The sequence below is a fragment of the Pseudobutyrivibrio sp. ACV-2 genome (assembly GCF_900107545.1).
Lineage (GTDB): Bacteria > Bacillota > Clostridia > Lachnospirales > Lachnospiraceae > Pseudobutyrivibrio.
In genome coordinates this window covers 1-20,080 of the sequence record NZ_FNQZ01000027.1, presented here as the reverse complement: position 1 = coordinate 20,080, position 20,080 = coordinate 1, and the positions used below count along the sequence as shown (strand labels likewise).

The following is a 20,080-nucleotide window of genomic DNA, read 5'->3' as shown; positions in this document are numbered from 1 at the left end:
GCCTTCCATCAGCCTTATGCTCCACAACCCATTTCCTTTTTCTAGCTGGTAACGATTTGATTAACCGATCCATTTCTTCTATGGATGTCTGCAAAATCTCTCTACCCAACTTATCTGTTTCTTCTTTTGTTGCGATGGCAAAATCAGCCAGACTTGTTGGATTTTTATAATACTCCAGCTTTAACTCGAATAATTTTGGAATGAAATATTCCGCTAAATAATTTATAATGTCTTCCATAAAAGAACATCCTCCCTTGTGTGTATAGTTTTCGCAAACCAATACCTTATCACAAAGAAGGATGTTCTTTTATTATTTGTGTATATTTTCCGAGAAAATTTTTACTCTAGCTTTTACTATTTGTATTACAACAACAGGTATGTCTTTATCTAGTATGTTGTTGTTTATATATAAATAATAATACAACAATTATTTTATTATTAGTAAAGCAGAGTCCTTATAAATTAAGGCTTTACAAACTCATTTCGGATATAAAATTGGGACAAGATGGATACAAAAACAGGAGAAGTTGGTTACAAAATCAGTAAAAGATGGGTATAAAATTAGGATTTGGAAGATGGATACAAAAACAGGAGAAGTTGGATGCAAAAGCGGTAAAAGATGGATACAAAAATAGGATTAGAAGCTTTACTTGGCTACAAAATTGGGATCTATAAAACTATGCTTTTTCTTCTCAAGTTTCTAAATCGGCTATATTACTTGGTTTTCTCTTTTTTCAAGAAAATCTCTTGACATTGTTTCATCCTGTTTTTGTATCCATCTTTACATTGCAAATCCCATTTTTATATCCATCTTTGCATAATCGCGCAAAAAAAGAAGGCCTATAGCCTTCTTTTGAAAATTTTTCTATTATCTCGTCATCAGTATGTTTGTTTATTAAATCCTCTATGCTTGCTTCATACAAGCACATAAGAGCAAACATAGACTCTACCTGAGGATATCCGGTTCCAGACTCATATTTATATATAGCCTGAACGCTAGAAAAGCCTAAATATTCAGTTACTTCCTTAACTGATAGGTTTTTAGCCTTTCTGATTTTTCTTAAATTCTCTCCTACTATTTCCATGTTAAAAGTTGGTCTTTCCTGCATCGATTAATGCCTCCTTACTAAATATTATTTGACAATTGAGTAAAAAAATATGAAAGCATACACTCCTAGCGTGCAAAGCTTCCATTCTCATCTTCAATCAATATTTAGTTGCTCAACCATACAGGTAATGCGAGCATCCTTCCTATGTTCAACCAAATGATGCTCATATACTGCTCATTTTAAAAAAATAAAAGGTTGTCTGGTTTTATCTCCGGACACTTGTAATAATACCACATGAATTTAAGAATATAAATCCCTATTTTGTATATAAATCAAATCAGATTTATTTCCCTTTGCGTTCAGACCTAACAACTGCTATTTCTGCATTAATGTCATCTAAGGACATATCTGGCAAGCTAGCTGCGTCTTCTCGTAGTGAATAAAAAGATTGCTTGAAATCTTCTCTTTCTTTAGTCTTGAGATAATTAATGAAATCTATCACTTCCAACTGATGATATTCAGAGAGCCCTTTTGCAGCCTGTATTAATTCATCATACACCATTTCTAACACCCCGCTAATATATGTAATTACCAACTAGTATTATATATAAGATTCTTGTCTTACTCAATGCATTTCCAATATTTGTATACCCTCTGTTATCACTTTCCTATGGCCATTTATATCTACAACACTCTCTTTATTCAACTATACGTTGAATGCCAATCTTAACAACGCCTGATAAACTTTATCTGTAGTTGTAACAAGGAAACATGATACATATTGTGTTTATCGCTTTGACAGAAAGGAGTATATCATGTCAAACAAGAAACAGAATAAAACAGATGAGCCAGAGCTCATTACAAAGTCAACCGTAAAGTCCGAATATGGATTCAATGAAAAGATGATTGATACCTTATTACCAGAACCTATATTAAAGACGAATCCTCGCTATCACAGTGCTGCACCAATGCAGTTGTTTAATAAGGAAGATGTTTTAAAAGCTATGGAAACTGATGAATATAAGGATATGCATGCAAAACATCTAAAGCGCTCAAAAACAGCCACAGAAGTTGCAGAACGAAAAAGACAGGAAACACAGGCGTCTGTTAAAGAAATCATCGATTCAATTACGATTCCTAATATACCATTAGACGATATTTACGAAGAAGCATGTGAATGTGGTCTAGCTCACATGGAAGAAAAAGCCTTCAACAGAGGTGATTTTGACTTTAACATCTACGATTATTCAAATGTCGATGACAAAACTCGAGACCGATGGGCTGTTAATTTTATACGTCATGAACTCACCAATTACGATTATTATCTTCATAAACTAGAAGGTAAGGTTGGTAAGGAGGATGCCTATATTCAATTAAATCAAACCATCTTTGATAAAATTGTTTCTCTCTATCCAGCACTTAAATCTGCTTGTGAAGATCAAAGAAATAGAATGTTTACAAGGATAGCAAATTCACATTTAAGGTAAAATTATAATTTATACCCTATAAATTTTTACAATTTCTTGTGACCTAGTAATCATTTTGGGAGTGGTCTTTTATTTTGCGGAAAACTTTATTTAAAATGAAAGCTGTTGAAAAAATTTCTTTATAAAGATTTGCTAGACAATATTTCTTCATCTCAAATTGCAGATGAAGAACAAAACGAAGAATTAAAAGATTACTGGAACATAATCAAAAATGAATACATAGACATATAATTTTCTATTAGTCCCTTTAGAATATCTAAAGGGATTTTTTATACTAATTAATATTTTTCACATTTTTTAGTATAATATATCCAGAATCAAGCTGATTTTACTATTTGGATTAGGATTTGTGATTTTAAATAAGCAAATTTGCCCCAAATTTGCTTAAATTAGTGTTATGAATTCATTTATCAATTATTTATCCATTTAGATATTTTTATGTCAAATTTGAACGAATTTCGAATTCGCTACTAATGTTCTAATCAGCTAATGTCGCTAACTATGTGATGAACCAATGTATATAATTAATAAACGTTATAACGTTATAGTCGATATATTTAATGTTATATTATGTTAAACCATTATTAACATTTGATATTCTTGATGCATTCTATGTAGTTGCTATATCATGCGCATAATAAGTATTATCAACTATCTATATATCATATATTCTTAATACTTTTCCAATACAATACGTATTTAATTAATTCAATATATTTGCAATATAGACTTGCTTATATATCTTTGATATATTAATATAACTATATAGGTTTATTGTTTTTGGTGCTTTTGTCATTATGAATACATCGTTAGAGTTATCGAAATAATATTTTTAATATAGTTTTTACAAATCTAATTATTTCTATATATAATAGAAAGCATCTAGAACAAATAAAATGTATGAAATAAATGCTGTTACTAGTTTGACTAAAGTGTATCAATAAGATAAATTATTAAAAGCAAATAATACATAAAACTAGTTTCAATCATAGGAGAGTAATGCAATGAAAACATATGCAATAATTAATGAGAAAGGTGGAGTTGGAAAAACTACCATCACACACAACTTAGCCTATGTTAAAGCAAAACAAGGCTTTAAAGTGCTCATGATAGACTTAGACTCACAGGCATCATTAACAAGTAATTGTGGTATCGAGCCACATACAGTAGCTGAAAATAACGTTGTTAACATCTTTTACAAGGATTATGACCAGTCATTCTTTGATATGGCCACAACAATTGATGCCGCGGAGCTAGATACATTATTCTTAGTACCTACAGACACTACACTTAAGTATGCTATTGAAGACCTTCCATTCCAATTTGACACTAAGGAAGAAGCTTATGGAGTACTTAAGAAGCACCTGGATGAGATTCAGGACTACTTCGATTTCTGCTTCATAGACTGTGCACCAAGTATTAACTGTATTTCATACAATGCCTTTGTAGCAGCAGATGAAGTCATTATCCCTGTAACACCTACATATCCAGCATTCAGAGGACTTAACACGCTTTCTGAAACACTTGACATGGTCACTGGCGGACATGAGTGGCACGGTGAAAGCTTCCCACCACTTAATCCAGATCTTAAGGTTAAGGGCTTAATCATCTCAATGTACCAGCACACAACAGTAGTAGATAAGCAGATGACTCAGATGTATTACGATATGGTTGATTATCCAGTACTTGGAGAGGTTAAGAAGGAATCAGTAGTAGAGCAGGATGTCGTATTCCACGCAGCAGTAGCCCAGAAACATCCTGGAAAGCAGTGTTCTAGAGAACTTTATGCTATAGCAGATAAACTTTAAGGAGGATAATAGTCATGGCAATGTCATTAAAAGATAAATTAGCTTCGCAGTTAAATACAAACAACGAGGAAATGCAAAAGGCAAAGGAATCAGCCAAGGCACCTGCTTCAAAACCTGAAGAAAAGAAAGTCGAGGCTCAAAAGAAAGAAACTGTTAAACAGGAAAAGAAAACAGTAACAGAATCTAAACCTGTTCAAAAGACAGTTAAGGCGGAAAAAACTGCGGCTGCTCCAGAGCCAAAAACAAAAGCTGAGGTAACGCCTAAGCCAAAGGCAATATCTACCAGCTCAAAAATGAGCTTTGAAACATGGACCACTCAAACTATTGAAAAAATTGACGCCATTTCATCTGACGATGAGAGAATATATAGACCAATCACAGTAGACATTGATAACTGGAAATATATCGATGAGGTTGCAAGATCTTTATCGACAGCAGCCAGAAAAATCACACATAACGAATATATCGAATTGCTAATCAAGAAGGAGGTAGATGAATTTAATTCTCTTTCTGAAAAGGAAAAAGATATCGTTCAGGCAACTGTAGACCTTAAGCATAGAACAAATAAAACAAAGACTGTTGGTTTACGATTTAACTATTGGAACGCTTTTGATCAGCTATGCATCATTCACGGCCATTGTCCAAAATGCGATATGATTAACCTTTTGATAGAAAAGGACATCGAAGAAAATCATCCAAAGAAGGCAGCTATAACTAAGATATCCCTTTAATACGTAAGAAAAGTACTTCTTGAACCAAGATTCTCGAGTACTTTTTTTTATGCCATAAACAGAATTAGAAATGAAAATAACAATATGCTTGCCATCTAAAAACAACCAGATTAGAAAAAACTTTCTGTAAAAGGTTCCTTAGTTGTTTGTTGTAGTATGTACATACAAACTTACACAACATATTAATTCATTTTATTAGTCGCAAGAGAAAAGTCTGTAAACACAAGGCTTTAAAGACTTTTTGCTACGGAAGGATTTACCGTGAGCATCTATATACAAGACGGCTCAGACGGAAGATTTTACTGTTAAAATATTAAGAATTTTGCAACTGCGGAAAGATTTACTGTAGATTTCATATCATTATATATTAAGTACGGAAGAATTTACGGTTCCTATTATTAGAATAATGGGAGCCGTTTTTTTTGTAGTCTCTTTTATGTTGGAATTTGTAAGTGCTTAAGCAGGTAATGAATCAAAAATGAAAGATATGAGAGTACCAGATAGCATTTACAAATAGAAAAATGTCTGCTGGATGATAAACATGGTTTAGATATGCCAGAGATAACCTTTTAACTTAATATCCGAATCCTAAACCCGACTAAAATGCAGTAAAATCAAGGCTTTAGAGATATACTACGGAAGAAATTGCGGTTAAAACGGAAGAATATACAGTAAAAATAGCTCAAAAAACATTAAAAAATAAAAATGCGGGGAATTTACCGTAGTTGTTTCCGTTGATAGTATTATTTTACTGTAATTTAGTCCGTTGTTAGAGTGCAAAAAGTTATGATTAGGTCAAAATAATCCGTTTTTACTGTAAATCTTTCCGCAGATACTGTTTTGATTTCCGTTTTATACTTAGTACTTTTTCCGTTTATACTGTAATTAATTCCATGATAACTGTTGAGTTTTCCTCTAAAAACTGTTATATTTTCCCTATAAGAGGAGGGAGAGTACTATGGATTCGTCATTCGAACTACAAACACAATCAGTTCGAGTTCCCAATCAGATTATTGAAGCAAAAAGAAGAACATCAATCATTGAAGAACAAATAATGTGGCTTTCAATGGCTCACCTTGATGATGCTTATTATAAAAAAGTCGTAAGTACTGCAACTGGAGTAGAGAACAAGATGCTTGTTCTTGATCTAAAGGTAAAGGAATTTGCTGAGCTTGCAGGAAAGGACGTTGACAGTTACTATCGTAAAATCAAGAAAGCTGTTCCAGGCGCTGCCAAAAGACAGATGGCTATCAAGAAGGTCGAGAACGGACATGCAAGCTATAAGTATCAGCAGTTCTTCGACAATATTGTCTACAATGATGGTGATGCATCTATAACGGTAACTTTTGCAGTTGGAATTCAGGATTACATCTTTTCAATGGCTTCTGGATTTACTCCACTTGCACTTAGGGTATTGTTTAAGTTTACAAAACCATGGTCTTCAAGACTTTATGAGAACTTGAGAAGTCATTGTTATGAAAAGAAGTACGGTCATAACAGAAACAAGGATGGAAAATACATTATCCGCTACAGTTATTCAGATTTAAAGCTTACTCTTGGTATCATTGATCCAGAGGATAAGGCTGTTCAGAGTATCCTTCAGGAAAGAGATCCTGACTTTGAGGAAGCTGAAGATAAAGCTACAGACGTTAAGTATACTGACTGGACTGATTTCAAGCGCCATGTATTAGTTCCGAGTATAAATGAAATTAATGCAGGTACTGATATTTTTGTAACCTATGATACGGTAACTGCAGGAAGAAGAACATCAACTGTAATTTTTTCCGTAGAACTTATCCAGCCTGATGAGGACATCCTTAAGAATCAGGGCAAGATATCAGAAGAGGAAGCTAATGAGATGGCAGCAGCTTTAATGTTTGAGCTTAAGGAATCAAACATTAACTTCACTTTCAAGGAGACTCTCCAGATAGTAAATATCGCAGATGGAGATTTAGCGAAGATTCAGCGTAACGTTGAGCTTCTTAAAAAGGCAATAGAACGTGACACTATAATTGATTCATATTATGGCTGGCTTGCTACTGCAATAAGAAAAGACTATGCAACGACTGGTAAGGGTGGAATTGATTTAGCTGAGGACACATTTGATGAGCAGCTTAATGAGATTTCATCAGAAGAGTATTATGAGTCACTTGATAATGAGGTTAGCCAAAGTGATAGTGAAAAGGCAGCTCTTATCATGGAAACATGTTTTGATAAGGATATTCTTTTATCGCCTGGAGAAGAGGATGAGATATTAGAATACTGTCAGGAAAGAGATATAGAGATAAGTCTCATCATTGATGCTATTAATACAATTACTGATGGTTCAATCATTAACAAGAAAACTGATTTAATAAAGGTTATCTTAAGCTATGCCGCTGATCACAAGGCAAATAACGATTCTGATGAAGTAATAGAACTTGATCCAGAGCAGGAGAGGACCTTGGCAGCAAAATGTAAGAAGATATTTACAGCCGAGACTGACGGATTAGTTAAGCTTAAGTATAGTGAATGTATAACTATCATCAATGACATAGTTGCAAGAGATGGCAATCCTGACTTTGAAGCTGAGTTTAACAGACTGGCTAAGGATGTTAACGAGTATATTGAAGGCGGAAATAGCATTTTCAATATACTTGCCTTTATTAGATCTGACATAAGAAGACCATATGAAGGTAAAACAATTAAGGGCAAGGCTAAGAAGCAGGAACCTAAGAATGGATTCCATAATTTCAGTCAAAGAGACTATGATATGGATGCGCTTAGCAAAAAGTTATTGAATAGATAAACATTTGAACTCCCCAAAATCCTATGATTTATGCAAAAGATTTGTATAGCCATAGGTTTTTAGAGTCCACTTATATTGGGGGATACAAGTCAACTATAGGAGGCTATGGTACAAGTGTAAACGCAAAGCTTTATTGTGATATCAAGTTATTAGAATATAATTAGCCAGTCAATCACAATGTGATTGAGCTGGCTTTTATATTGTAAATAATTAATTACTAGATTTTGTATTCTTCAAGTGTTTTTTTCTGTAAGTTGCTTGCGCTGCGTTTTTAGCATGTGCAGTACAACAATAGCAGCTCTTCATATCGCTTCTTCTTCGAATAAAGAAATTACTACAGTTATCCTTTCGACAAATATCAAAGATTATTTTAGAAAAATCCATTTGTGAGAGGGTTAAAAATATTGCAGCTGAAGAATTTGTTAACTCTAAACAACATTTGTTTTTTGAATCATATTTTGTATTGAGAAATAGATGCTTTTTACATAAGGTGTCACATAAATTGTTTGCAAGATCTTTAAGCATAATAATAGCATGCTCATCTAGTAATTCCGGGGTTATGTCATCTATTGAATCATAAGGACGAATTTCGTAGATATAGTGGAAAAAGGTAATAGCATCATTTTCCAAAGGAGTGGATGTAGTCCAAGGTAAATCTTTTGAATAATTAAGCTCATGTATTTTTTGTCCAATAGTTGTAGATTGGATAAATTCTGATTGAGATTCGATTTCAAATGGGAGATTAGAAGAATCTCTTCTTTTATATGGCATACTTAAAATTTTGTATATTGAAGGAAATAATGTATCGTTAGGATCAGGGGAGGAAATTTCATCTTCCATACATATCAAATATGGTATGCATCCATGATTTCTAATAATAGAAAAGCAATATTTTAGCAATAATTCTACAGAAGGAACTTCTTTTGATATTTCAACCTTTAGTAAAATAATATTTTTTAGCATTTCAATATAATCCCAAAGATTTGTTAAATTACATTTATGAAAATTTGTATCGCTAGGCCAATTCAGAAAGCCATATTTATTAACGAAATTCATAAAAGAATCAACATTATATACCTCTATATTTAAGAATTCAGTGAGGATATTTTGTTTAGTATCATTTGAATCGCAACTTCCAAAATCTGGAGAAAAAATTAGAGTCGATTCTTCTATTTGGAATGTAGAAAAAGCTAATATTTTATGTAGATTACCATCTTCTGTTGAGGATGTGTCTATATGGCTTTTACAAATTTTTAAAATATTATATTTAACGGGTAATAATATATTATTGTCTCTTTTCATATAACTCTCCTAGTGATAGTGATAGATTCTATAACATAAATTATATAATTTCTTCTAATTAATGTATATAGAGATATAAAAGATTTTATAATTTATATTATGAATGATAACAGAAGAGATAATATGGTGGCATTTACATATCACTGTCAAAATGCTATTCTTCTATCATAGATTCTAATCTTGGACATATAACTAAGATTTAGGGATGTACATTAAGGGGTATTATTACAAAAAAAGATTAAATGGTACTAGCAGATAGAGGTTTATATTAATGGCAAAGGCAGATGAAGACATAATATATGATCAATTAATTAAACTAGGTATTTCTGTAAAGGGCACAAAGGCCAAAGGAAAGCTTAAGTCAGATACTGAGAGTATTCAATATTTGGGAGGGAGAGTTGACTCTGAAATTTACTATCTTGAAGAGGCTACTAATCTATCACAGTCAGAATTGAATAAATATATATGTAGGGCGAAGAATGACTTCATGTTATTTAACGCGATTAATAAGCGTCATCCAGATTTAATTAAGCCGAATTTATTGAGGAGAATAGATAGACTTATTCATGCAATTGCAAAACAGGAAGCTATCTTACTACAAAAATATAGAATTCAAAATCCTAATGGCAACAGAATAAATATAGAGAAGTTATTTGATGGAAACAACTACTATAAAAAGCTTTTGAATTGTAATATGTCACAATTGGTAAAAGAGATTCTTGCTGATTCTACTTATACAACGGTTGGGAAAAATAGACGTGATATATTCATAACTGAAACAGGGAAGAAGTACCATAGGAAGGATTGTCCTTATTGTAAGAGGAAAATTTTAACAGTTTCATCTATGAAGTTGGTAAGAAACCTCAAGCTTGAGCCTTGTAAATGTATCAAGGATATGGATGAACGGACGAAAAAAGAGGACTCATATAGGACAATATTTGTCGATGAGTCCTTACATAATGTTAATTGGAATCTGGTAGATTTTGGGAGTAAGGTTTCTAGCTTCAGCTACATTATTTGCAAGGGTAACCTTACAAGTGAAACAGAGATAACAGAGGATAATATTATTGCAATTGATGTTGAATATACTCCAGAACAGTATAGAATTGAGCGCGTCACTAAAAGTGCAATAGCAGCAACAATGTTAATGCTGGCATTTGATTATGGGTTTAAGGGGCATATTAAAATATTCACGGATAATCAAAGCACGATGAAAAGCTGGATGACTGAAAACAAGAACAAAAGATTATCTGAGTTGTTTGAGTCTGTAACCGTCGAGTATATTCCGAGAGAAGATAATACTAAAGCTGATCAATTAGGACGAACTCAAATGTGTTTAAAATTGCCGATGCCAGTATATAAACAGATAGGCGACATAATAACTGAATTTCCTAAATTGAAACAAGATAATGAACGCTTAAAAGAAAGAGAGTTAGAAGATTTTTTAGACAGAGAGAGAGAATATTCCCAAAAATTGGCCCACGAAAATAATTATCTGAGAAATATGTCTATGATATCTATTATTAAAGAGCGAATAAAGTATTTATTTCAGAAAGAACATCTACCAGTAATGGCAGTTGATGAGTTGAAAACTGCGAAGAATATCCAACTACACGTTGAATGACATAGGGTAAATATACTTATATCCTATTAGTAGTAAGAGAGTATATCGCGAGGATGTGAATACGCAAATGGGATTGTTTGACACTTTTTGGGGAGACTTTAGATGTCAGAACTGCGGTGAAGTATTTAGGTTTGAAGAACAGACAAAAGAATATGAGCGGAGCCTAAATAATTATAATATTGGGGACTATGTTGATAAAGGAGATAAGAATTATTTCTTTGATTTTGTCCAGGAATGCCCAAAATGCAAGGCAAATAATGATATTAGCGTTGCAATTAGGCGTGGTCAGTATGTAGGAGTTTATCCTTCAAAAGAGGCTAGAAACATTAATATTCTTGAGTTAGATAATATCAGCGAAAAAACGGAAGAAAAAGGAGACAAAATGATGAAACAACGATTAGGCGAGTTCCTGAACATGACAACAGCTGATGACCACTTTTTTATCAATGTTCAGAAGAAAAGAGAGCAAATATATTTTGGTTACAACAACGAGATGCCGGAAGAAATAAAAGAAAAATATTATATAGACGGTATTTATCTTGATTTCGCGAGTGAGGCACTTGGAATAGAAGTATCTGATAAAGCCGGTGAATAAATGAAAAAAGAAATAGAAATAAAATTGGATAATAACCGGTATCCATTATTGGTAAAAGATAGTAATGGTGTTTGTCTCGAGAATACAGGAATCGCTACTGTAAATAATGACTTTTTTATTCAAAAGTGGAGTGAAGAGGCAACGGAGTTATATTCGTCTCTCTATGGCGAGAATAATCTATTCAATAAAGAAAAATATGAAGAAATGAAGCCGAAGCTTTCGGCCACTCTTTGGAAAATTGTTGCTAGACTAGAAGAGATTAATGATGGTTCTTTTATTGTTATAAACAAGGAACAAGACCTGCTGAAAATTAATAATCCAATTGCTTATGCGTTGGAAGAATCAAACGAAGATGAATACCCTGAGGTGATAGATGGAGAGCTGGTAGTATGGCCAAAGCCAGAAACCCCAACAAGTAATATATTTATTGGGGGTATTTATTCATCATTAATCAATATGATAGAAGAAGCAAAACTTGAATATGAGGTGTTTAGTCACGTTGGATTGTGTTGCTATGATATTTTAGAGGAGAATCCTGCAGAGAATTATTTTATTCCTGCTATTTCTGTTGTTCAGAAAGGGTTTAAAGAATGTTGCGAACGCATTGCGTCAGCACCTTCTTTTGTTGTAGAGGTAGTAAAAAGTAGATTACAGAAGGAATATGCATTAAAGAAAATTCCATCATATAAAAAAATGGGAATAGATGTCTGGATAATAGATTTCGTTAACAGCAGGCTGTCTATTTTTGATTATAACAATAATTATAAAGAAGAATATACAGAATATGAATTTAATCAACCGGAAGAGTGTGCGGGATTAATTTTCACAAAAGCAATGATTGAAACAAGAAAATCAATGATTTAATCAAATGGAGCATGACGAATGGAAATAAGAAATATAAATAATAAATATCTTAAGTACATGATTAATGTTCTGGATAGGTATGGGTTTTCTTATTCCGTGAACGAAAAGAAAGACGAAGAGCGCTCGCAAATTGCTACAAATCTATCCGCTCAAGAGTTTGAACGCTATGTTGAAAGAGCTATGTGCGAGTTTGAAAGTGAAACCATGCACAATGGACGTTTCGTGATATCATTCAACGAATTGCTAAATAATAAGGATGAGCTACAGAAGGAGTTTTTTCCAAATAAGAAAGGAATGGCTTATCACATTCTCTCCAAAGACCAAGATAAGCTATTAAAACAATGGGGCGGCTGAGAAATGTTATATGTATTTTTGGATGTGGACGGAGTGCTAAATAATGCTCACACAAAGGGCATTAGAAATAAACTGTGGTGGCTAGATGACGAAAATATAGCAGTTTTTACAGAGTTTATAGAAGAATGTTGGAAAAAATATGGTAGAGAAAATACAAGGATAATACTAACGTCGTCTTGGAGAAGGAATAATTTTTCAAGTCATTACGACGGCATTGAAAAGTTTTTAAGAGAACGTCTCTCAAAAAACAATCTTACAATATATGATGAGACAGAAAGTATTGATGTTTGGGCTAGAGGGTATGAGATAGCAGATTATCTTCTTCGACATAAAGACGATGTCTCACATTATGTTGTTATTGATGATGTTCTATTTGTAGATTTCAAACCTTTAAGCCTAACATCACATTGGGTACAAACGTCAGATGACCCTAAAAATGGAATGGGAGGTTTGAGAAAAAAACATCTCAAGCATTTATTCGAAAAAGCTTCAAAGCCTGTGACAAATAAAGATTTTGAAAAATTGTCACGCCAGCCACTTCGCAATGATTAAAAAATATAGGGAGAATTCATTGATGAAATATGCTTTTTTAAGTGACGATGAAAAAAAAGAATTAATAGAGATAATCAATATGTTATTGCGTGAATATGAACGTAATGACGAAGAGAGAGAAGATGATTGCCGCTGTTATCGATTGCCATATAGAGATGAGGAATTTGATGTATATGTTTCTGAAGAAGAAAAGAATAAGGTTATTGTTCTCTCCATTAATCTAATGGAAGAACTTAAATCATTAGCAAATAGTGATTATACAAAAGAAGGTTTAAAGCAGCTTCTAAGCCAGGTTAATGGTGAGCCTAGTGCAATCAAGTCAACCTTGTTGATGGAATCCATACAGACTCCAAATATAAAGGCACTTGTAGCAGAGGCAGCAGAGACCGTTCGTGTAGGGGGCGCCTACCTGATGTTTGTTGCTAGGCCCGAGATTGCTCAGCTACTGTTTGTTACCCTTTATGGTATGATTGACAAGTTTGATGATGAGTTTATGTATGATGGTTCAACTTTCTTGATTGTAAGGGGAATTCTGAATATGCATAAATACCGAGTTGAAGAGGACTAAAAGGAGAAAGAAAAAAATGCATAGAGCATTAACCGTAACAGCGATGGCTAATAAAGTGTTACTAATTGAGTTTGATACTGGAGAAAAGAAGAGATTTGATTGTTCAAAGCTGATTGAGAAATCCACTCTTTATAAGGACTTATCTGACGAGACATATTTTCAACGTGTGTACGTTGATGAGATGGGAATAATCTCATGGGAAGATGCTGTAAGTATAGATCCATATAGTGTTTATGAAGAGAGTATGCAGATAGGAGAGAGAGACTAGTTTGGAGGATTATGTGAACAAATGGGAGAAAAAACACCAGCGGAAATAGAAAGAAAAATAGTAGATGAGTATGAAAGAAATTACGTTTCAGCATCTCAGCTTAGTGAGAAATATAGATGTTGCAACAGAACGATATACAATATTTTAAAGCGAAATGGTGTGCAATGTAGACCACAAGGGAAAATACCTGAAAAGGTTGAATCAAAAGTAATTGACTTATATTGTAAACAAAAATTATCTATATATGCCATAAGTGATAAATTAGATATTAATTCTGTTACGGTGTATAATGCCTTATCGCGAAATGGTGTGAAAATGCGTACAAACGGAGGGATTGATGCGTTGCCAGTTGATGAACTTGTCACTCATTATAAAAATGGTAAATCCTGTAGTGAGATAGCCTTACTTTATGGTGTCACAGAGCATACTATTACGAATTATTTGCAAAAAGAGGGGATAGAGCGAGACAATCGATATAAAAATACGGATGTTAATGTTGATTATTTTGAAAATGTAGACACAGCTGATAAAGCGTATTTTGCTGGATTTATGTTTACAGATGGTAATGTTGGAGATGATAATTCCATAAGAATCACTGTCGCAAAAAGGGATATTGAAATATTGAAGATTTTTAACAAATATACAAATAATATGAATCAAATTAAGGAGACTGAAAGGATACGAGAAAACAGAAGGAATACTATTGAAGTTTCTACTTGTTTTAAATCGGAAAAGACAAAAAATGATTTGTGTAATCTTGGAATTGTTCCAAGGAAAACATATTATGGCAAGCCGAAAATGGTGGCTAATAAATTATTATCTCATATGATTCGGGGGATGATAGATGGTGATGGTTGGATATCTTCAAGGGGGCATAACATAGGTTTTTGCGGAAATGAATATGCTGTGAAGTTTGTCCATGACGTTTTAGTTGATAAACTTGGAGTTTATGATGTGAAAATAATTAAACGTAAGGGTAAGCATTTATGGCAGGTGCAATGGTGCGCGCAAGAAGATATTCGTAAAATAGGCGAGTATATTTATAGAGATAAGGGAGATTGTTACTTATCAAGAAAATATCATGAGTTGTGTCGAATGGTATAATTTGTGTATCGAAGTATAAGGGCTCATGATTAGTAGGATAATATAATGCGACTGGGAGGTTTTTCTCATTTTTTCCTGGCCCAAAAAACGTAAAAAAACAAAGTCTTTCGTGGGCTAATTTTAAGCACTTATAAAATGCGATAAACGGCGTAAATTCAATATTCTTAATTTTTTAGTGGGCTAAAATGCCTATATTTTTGTGGGCATTTTTTGATTAAAAATAAGCCCTTTTGTGGGCTGAAATTAATGCAAAATGATGTTACTGGGCAAAAATTCGATATTTTGCTGGGCTAAATTTGATAAGAAAAAAATGGAAAAAACAGCGAAAATAAAGGAAAGTACCTATTTTTAGTGGGCTAAAATCAGCATTTTTTTATAGTGTTTGTGGGCAAAAATCCTTATGTTTTAGTGACCTCAAATTAATGGTTAGCGTCGCCCTATTCACCGACTAGGATGAAGGCTTGCGCGTGGCAGGGAAGTTGCTAAACGCATCTTTTCCTGCTCTTTTCCAGGTTTTCTTCTTCTTTTTTTAAAGCTATAAGTAAAGGCCTATTGTTTGAAGTGATTTTTTTGAAAAACATAGGAAAAAATGGGGAAAACCCTGGATTGAACAATATATACAGCTGTAGACTTTATTTTAAAAGGGAATGTAAAATAAGTTGTAAACTCAAGAATTTCTTAGATTGTCAAAATCTAAATCCCCTCATAAAAAAATTTATATCTATTAGAATTTCATATTTATAAATCCATAAAAGGCATTCAAAACAAGTACATATGCGCTAATACATATACTCCGTAGACAATTGACGCAAATTTGAGAAACGCTGGGTGAAGCAAATATCAAAGAATCTTGATTTTCCGAGGGTTTCAGGCATGTAAAGAATATGTTCTAAGGAATCAAATTATCCAATATAGATATTATTACGTTTAAAATATTATCTTCAATTAGCAGTTCTTTAATTCAAAAACATTAAATTTCACTATAAATTTCTTTTAAAAAGTATCTGAAACATCGTTTTAAGAGCGATTTTCTTATCCTACATCCATATTAGACACGAATAGAACATTCAAGATCAAATTATCTATGTTTGGATAATTTGAAATAACAAGAAAGGATAAATAATAATGGGATATTCGATGTTTAAGATTTCTTCCTTAAAGACAGAAGCGGACTTTAAGGAGATTATTACGGAGGTCAATCAGGGTAGTTTTGCTTACTTCACATGTAAGGATTATTTGCTAAAGCAATCATATTATTCAACGCATCAGCTTCGAAAAAACGGCGTTATAGCTATTGGAATCCAATTTAAGTTATGTATTGGTGAAAGTGATGTTATTGATGAAAACCGCTGGAAGAAAGTGGCATTACTTTTTTGTAGAGATTATTTGGATATTAATATTGCTGAGTTGAAAGATTCATCTACGGAAGAAGCGTGCGCTGATAAAACTAAAATATTGTTTTGTGATTTTGATAGCAAAAAGCAAAAAGGAACATATACGATTGTTTTTACAAAGACGCGTGCAGATGGAAAGCTTTTCCTGACTAAGTATTCATGTGCTAAACGAGGTTGGTTCAAGAGTATATTAAGGAATTATGAAAAGATAATGAGGAATACTTTTTACCTTGATACAGCACCCAAAGAAGTATTCTACGACTTTTTATACAACAAGGATAGAGAAGCTGTTTTAACATCAGATTATTCTCAATTAAAGAAGTTGCCATTTCCAATGGAGGGTGAAACTACAACGCAATATTATATGAGAATAACGCCTTTTGTTGAAAGGATAAAAAAACAAAGGGATGAAGATGAAGAAAAAAAGTATAGCAGGCTTAACCAATCATATAAAAATCTTAAAATTAAGTATGATGTTTTGAAAGAGCAGGAAGTGAGACAGAGAGTATATTTAGCTAGAGCTGGTAAGGTAATGCAGATTATAGATGAATATCAAGATTTTAGGGTACTCCGTTCTGATTTACTACAAGGGCAACGTATTAAGGCAGCATTAAAATTTTTTGATTTGCTAGGAGATGAACGAGGAGAACAGTCAATAAAATTTATTGAATATGCTTTGGACCAAGGCAAATCATTTTTAGAAGATTTAGAAAGAAAGGACTTAATTATAGATGAAAGTAACTTGTAGAAATAAACGTGCCGGCTGCTTAGCAAATCATAATGATAGAAATTTTGATATACAAAAAGCAGACCATATAGATATCTCTAAATCTATCAACAATATCTATGGAAACATCTATGAGGATGAAGGTTTAAAATTCAAGGATGTTGAACTCAAGTATTACAAAGAACAATATGGTGAGCGAATAAAACATATTAATGAAACCTACATAAAAGCACGTCACAAAGAACGTTGCATGACGATAGAGAAATATTATTTGAAGCATCCGCCAGAAGAAACCATTCTTCAGATTGGAACAATGAATGACAATATAAATCCAGAGATTTTTAAAGATTGTGTGATGGATTATTTAAAAGAGCTGGAGAAATATAACTCTAATTGCCATGTTTTAGACTGGGCCATTCATGTTGATGAGAAAAGTCCGCATGCTCATATAAGGAAATGTTGGGATTATACTAATGAAAATGGTGACTTAATAATTTCAAAAGAAAAAGCTCTTGAAAAACTGGGCTTTAGCAGAGTAGATGAACACTTACCTCAAGGACGAAGAAATAACCGTACAGTATCATTCGATGCAATGATGAGAGAAAAATGGACAGAGATTGTAGAAGCTCGAGGTTTTGTAATTGAACGAAAAACGGAAAGAGAAATCAATCCTGAAAGAGAAGATATGGATATTCATCAGTTTAAGGAGCGAAAACTTAAAGAAAATCTTGAGATTATAAGAGAGTATCAGGTTAAAGTGCAGGAACTTGAAAATCAAATAACAGAGAAAGATTCTCAAAAAAGAGAAATTGAAGCGAGAGCTGAAGTAGAGAGAATAGAAAATGAAAGAGAATTTCAAAATACTGTCGTCCGGCTTAATCAATTAATTATTGAACAGCGAAAGCAAATTAAGATGCTCGAGAAGGAAATTCAAAGGAACAAACATAAGAGTAAGGATGAAGAAATAGAATTATAACGATATTTATAGAAGACGAGTTCTCTCTAAAATATCTTTTCCAATTATACTTTTCTTATGGGAGTCTTAATACATTACGTTCTTGCACGATGTCTTCTTTCAACCAAATCGGCTATTAAGTCGAAAGCTTTATCTGCAGGTAATTCTCTACCATTATCAACATCATCAAGGCCTTTATCTAAAATAGATGTAAGATTCTTTGGAATAGAAATATTCTTTCCTTTTTTACTATCCATAATTGATATTTCTTCCATAAAAGCCGAGTTCCTTTCTCCTGTGTTTCAAGTAAAAGAGAATCTTGAAGATTCTCAGTATTTCTTTGCAAGAATCCTTCTTGACAACAATATTATAACATGAAAATCTTGCTTTTTCTTTACTTTTGTACCTCCATACGTAAATATAACAACGGAAAAACAAAACACATGAAGACCACAGACATTATCATATTGTTTGTGGTCTTTTTTGGCATTAAAAGTAAACGGTAAATCGGTTTACCGTTTACTGATGAAGTGTATGGATTACGGTTATAGTCGTGGAGTTATACCGAGGATATTATGAGTCATATACTAAAATAGGAGCTCAAATCTGAGCTCCTTAATTAATCCCTGCTGTTTACCAATTATCATCGTCGTCAAAACTATTATTGTTGTCCGTGAGATGGAGGTCTCCAGTTTCAAGATCTAAGGCCATTCCGGAACCCATACTTTGCATAAGGTGCCCGTCTGTATCCATCATCATACCGCCTCCCATATCCATACAATAGTCACCATCATTAAAATCAAAGATATTCATAGCATCTCCTTTCAATTTAACTGAAAAATATCGTATCTATCTTCAGTGCGTTTTACCTGATAAAGGCAATCATCAATCCAGAAAGTATTCTTATCTGCTGCCTCCTCATTAGTAGCAATGTTTGTACATATGAGGTTGCTCATATGGTTAGTGCCACCAGCAGCTTTGGGGAGAATATGGTGTAGGTTCCAACCACAATAGATATTTACACCGTTTCTTCTGATATGAAAATTTTGGTTGCCATAGCCTTGACGACACATAAGATTCCCATGAAAGTCTTCAGCAAATTCAGCGTTTCCGTAATCTGCTTCCCAGATTTTGAGAGCGTAGGTCTTATTGATTTTCATTCTGAGTTCACCTCCTAACCTGACCAAAATAAAAAAGTCTGTACACACTATGCATGCACAGACTAGAAGGTCAGATTATAGACTCCACACGCATAGCTAACAGAGTGATTAAGTATTTCATTAATCACTATAATTAAATATGGTGTGAAGCTGGGAAACAGGTACCTTACGCACCTAAGGTTTATCGGTACTTTTCTTAATGAGTCAACTAGAATGAACGCCCATTAATAGTTTACGAGGTTCACTTGAACACAATACTATCATTTCTATGTTGTCCAGTACCATTTAAGCCGTCTCTTGTCGGGAAATCTAGTATTTTCCGCGAAGTGAAAGTTCATAAATGTAATACTGGAGAAAATGACAATCTTTACAATTTAATTGTAGACCCTATGAATAAAAAAAAGCAAATTGTAAAACTGGGACTTAATTAGTACTAAAAACTACCTATATAGCATAATATATATTATATAATCTAGGTAATTGCGAAACTCGCTGACGCTCGTTTGCAATCTTGAATCTGAAATATGATATTTCGCGTTTTGGCGCGAAATTACTGATGATTGCAGATTTTAGGCGTACTTAATAAAGCTAATACTATTAAATTGGTAAGTCCTAAGCAATCAGAGGTTTTAGGCTACGGATGAATTCATGGTGGTTGATTTTGTCAGCTAATACAACTGTTATAAGTTGTGTAATTCCAGCAAGAATCAAATCTGCATGCAAAGTTTTTTCATTTTGGGTCCTGCGGCC

At 33.2% G+C, this 20,080-nt stretch carries 20 protein-coding genes and 1 pseudogene; 14 read left to right on the top strand and 7 right to left on the bottom strand.

Going from position 1 to position 20,080, the window contains the following annotated elements; genetic code table 11:
- The 3 genes and pseudogenes from BLV53_RS17625 to BLV53_RS15955 form a co-directional block, all read right to left on the bottom strand.
- Positions 1-238, bottom strand: a pseudogene (locus BLV53_RS17625) (UPF0236 family protein); the annotation flags it as partial.
- 520 nt (positions 239-758) lie between these two features.
- Positions 759-1,109, bottom strand: a complete 351-nt coding sequence (locus tag BLV53_RS15960) for a helix-turn-helix domain-containing protein (RefSeq protein WP_090302646.1) — start codon at positions 1,107-1,109, stop codon at positions 759-761.
- 283 nt (positions 1,110-1,392) lie between these two features.
- On the bottom strand, positions 1,393-1,611 hold the full coding sequence (locus tag BLV53_RS15955) for a hypothetical protein (RefSeq protein ID WP_090302645.1): 219 nt from the start codon (positions 1,609-1,611) through the stop codon (positions 1,393-1,395).
- A 253-nt stretch (positions 1,612-1,864) separates the two neighbouring features.
- Here BLV53_RS15955 and BLV53_RS15950 point away from each other — a divergent pair, with 253 nt between their 5' ends.
- The 4 genes from BLV53_RS15950 (at position 1,865) to BLV53_RS15935 (ending at position 7,863) form a co-directional block, all read left to right on the top strand.
- The gene (locus tag BLV53_RS15950; RefSeq protein ID WP_090302644.1) at positions 1,865-2,536 is read left to right on the top strand and encodes a hypothetical protein; all 672 of its coding nucleotides are present in this window, start codon (positions 1,865-1,867) and stop codon (positions 2,534-2,536) included.
- Between the two features lie 1,004 nt (positions 2,537-3,540).
- Positions 3,541-4,344 (top strand): ParA family protein, encoded by an 804-nt coding sequence (locus BLV53_RS15945; RefSeq protein ID WP_090302643.1) that lies wholly within the window; start codon positions 3,541-3,543, stop codon positions 4,342-4,344.
- A 14-nt stretch (positions 4,345-4,358) separates the two neighbouring features.
- Positions 4,359-5,075: a hypothetical protein gene (locus BLV53_RS15940; RefSeq protein ID WP_090302642.1), complete on the top strand. Its 717-nt coding sequence runs from the start codon at positions 4,359-4,361 to the stop codon at positions 5,073-5,075.
- Positions 5,076-6,033: 958 nt separating this feature from the next.
- Entirely contained in the window at positions 6,034-7,863 is a 1,830-nt protein-coding gene (locus tag BLV53_RS15935) for a replication initiation protein (RefSeq protein ID WP_090302641.1), read from the top strand.
- A 210-nt stretch (positions 7,864-8,073) separates the two neighbouring features.
- Here BLV53_RS15935 and BLV53_RS15930 read toward each other — a convergent pair whose 3' ends face one another.
- Positions 8,074-9,165 carry a hypothetical protein gene (locus tag BLV53_RS15930; RefSeq protein ID WP_090302640.1) on the bottom strand — a complete coding sequence of 364 codons (1,092 nt, stop codon included), beginning with the start codon at positions 9,163-9,165 and terminating at the stop codon, positions 8,074-8,076.
- Between the two features lie 271 nt (positions 9,166-9,436).
- Between BLV53_RS15930 and BLV53_RS15925 the strand changes: the two genes are divergently transcribed.
- The 10 genes from BLV53_RS15925 to BLV53_RS15880 all read left to right on the top strand — a co-directional run bounded on the left by BLV53_RS15925 (position 9,437) and on the right by BLV53_RS15880 (position 18,191).
- Positions 9,437-10,789, top strand: coding sequence for a ribonuclease H family protein (locus BLV53_RS15925; RefSeq protein ID WP_090302639.1), 1,353 nt, complete (start codon positions 9,437-9,439; stop codon positions 10,787-10,789).
- Positions 10,790-10,856: 67 nt separating this feature from the next.
- A complete protein-coding gene (locus BLV53_RS15920) occupies positions 10,857-11,384 on the top strand; it encodes a hypothetical protein (RefSeq protein WP_090302638.1) in 528 nt (175 codons plus the stop codon).
- Entirely contained in the window at positions 11,385-12,248 is an 864-nt protein-coding gene (locus BLV53_RS15915) for a Uma2 family endonuclease (protein ID WP_090302637.1), read from the top strand. It abuts the gene before it with no gap.
- A gap of 18 nt (positions 12,249-12,266) precedes the next feature.
- Complete coding sequence (locus BLV53_RS15910) at positions 12,267-12,602, top strand: hypothetical protein (RefSeq protein WP_090302636.1); 336 nt, start codon at positions 12,267-12,269, stop codon at positions 12,600-12,602.
- Between the two features lie 3 nt (positions 12,603-12,605).
- Positions 12,606-13,154, top strand: a complete 549-nt coding sequence (locus BLV53_RS15905; protein WP_090302635.1) for an HAD domain-containing protein — start codon at positions 12,606-12,608, stop codon at positions 13,152-13,154.
- A 22-nt stretch (positions 13,155-13,176) separates the two neighbouring features.
- The gene (locus tag BLV53_RS15900) at positions 13,177-13,722 is read left to right on the top strand and encodes a hypothetical protein (RefSeq protein WP_090302634.1); all 546 of its coding nucleotides are present in this window, start codon (positions 13,177-13,179) and stop codon (positions 13,720-13,722) included.
- A 16-nt stretch (positions 13,723-13,738) separates the two neighbouring features.
- Complete coding sequence (locus tag BLV53_RS15895) at positions 13,739-13,990, top strand: DUF2442 domain-containing protein (RefSeq protein ID WP_090302633.1); 252 nt, start codon at positions 13,739-13,741, stop codon at positions 13,988-13,990.
- A 21-nt stretch (positions 13,991-14,011) separates the two neighbouring features.
- Positions 14,012-15,094, top strand: coding sequence for a hypothetical protein (locus BLV53_RS15890; RefSeq protein WP_090302632.1), 1,083 nt, complete (start codon positions 14,012-14,014; stop codon positions 15,092-15,094).
- 1,137 nt (positions 15,095-16,231) lie between these two features.
- Entirely contained in the window at positions 16,232-17,236 is a 1,005-nt protein-coding gene (locus tag BLV53_RS15885) for a hypothetical protein (RefSeq protein WP_139298989.1), read from the top strand.
- The gene (locus BLV53_RS15880) at positions 17,220-18,191 is read left to right on the top strand and encodes a plasmid recombination protein (protein WP_090302630.1); all 972 of its coding nucleotides are present in this window, start codon (positions 17,220-17,222) and stop codon (positions 18,189-18,191) included. The genes BLV53_RS15885 and BLV53_RS15880 overlap by 17 nt, the downstream gene beginning before the upstream one ends.
- Positions 18,192-18,265: 74 nt before the next feature.
- On the opposite strand, the gene BLV53_RS17155 is transcribed toward BLV53_RS15880, so the two are convergent.
- The 3 genes from BLV53_RS17155 to BLV53_RS15865 all read right to left on the bottom strand — a co-directional run bounded on the left by BLV53_RS17155 (position 18,266) and on the right by BLV53_RS15865 (position 19,330).
- The gene (locus tag BLV53_RS17155; RefSeq protein WP_090302629.1) at positions 18,266-18,445 is read right to left on the bottom strand and encodes a hypothetical protein; all 180 of its coding nucleotides are present in this window, start codon (positions 18,443-18,445) and stop codon (positions 18,266-18,268) included.
- A gap of 358 nt (positions 18,446-18,803) precedes the next feature.
- Positions 18,804-18,983 carry a hypothetical protein gene (locus tag BLV53_RS15870; RefSeq protein WP_090302628.1) on the bottom strand — a complete coding sequence of 60 codons (180 nt, stop codon included), beginning with the start codon at positions 18,981-18,983 and terminating at the stop codon, positions 18,804-18,806.
- A gap of 11 nt (positions 18,984-18,994) precedes the next feature.
- Positions 18,995-19,330 (bottom strand): HNH endonuclease, encoded by a 336-nt coding sequence (locus BLV53_RS15865; protein WP_090302627.1) that lies wholly within the window; start codon positions 19,328-19,330, stop codon positions 18,995-18,997.
- Between the last annotated feature and the right edge of the window lie 750 nt (positions 19,331-20,080).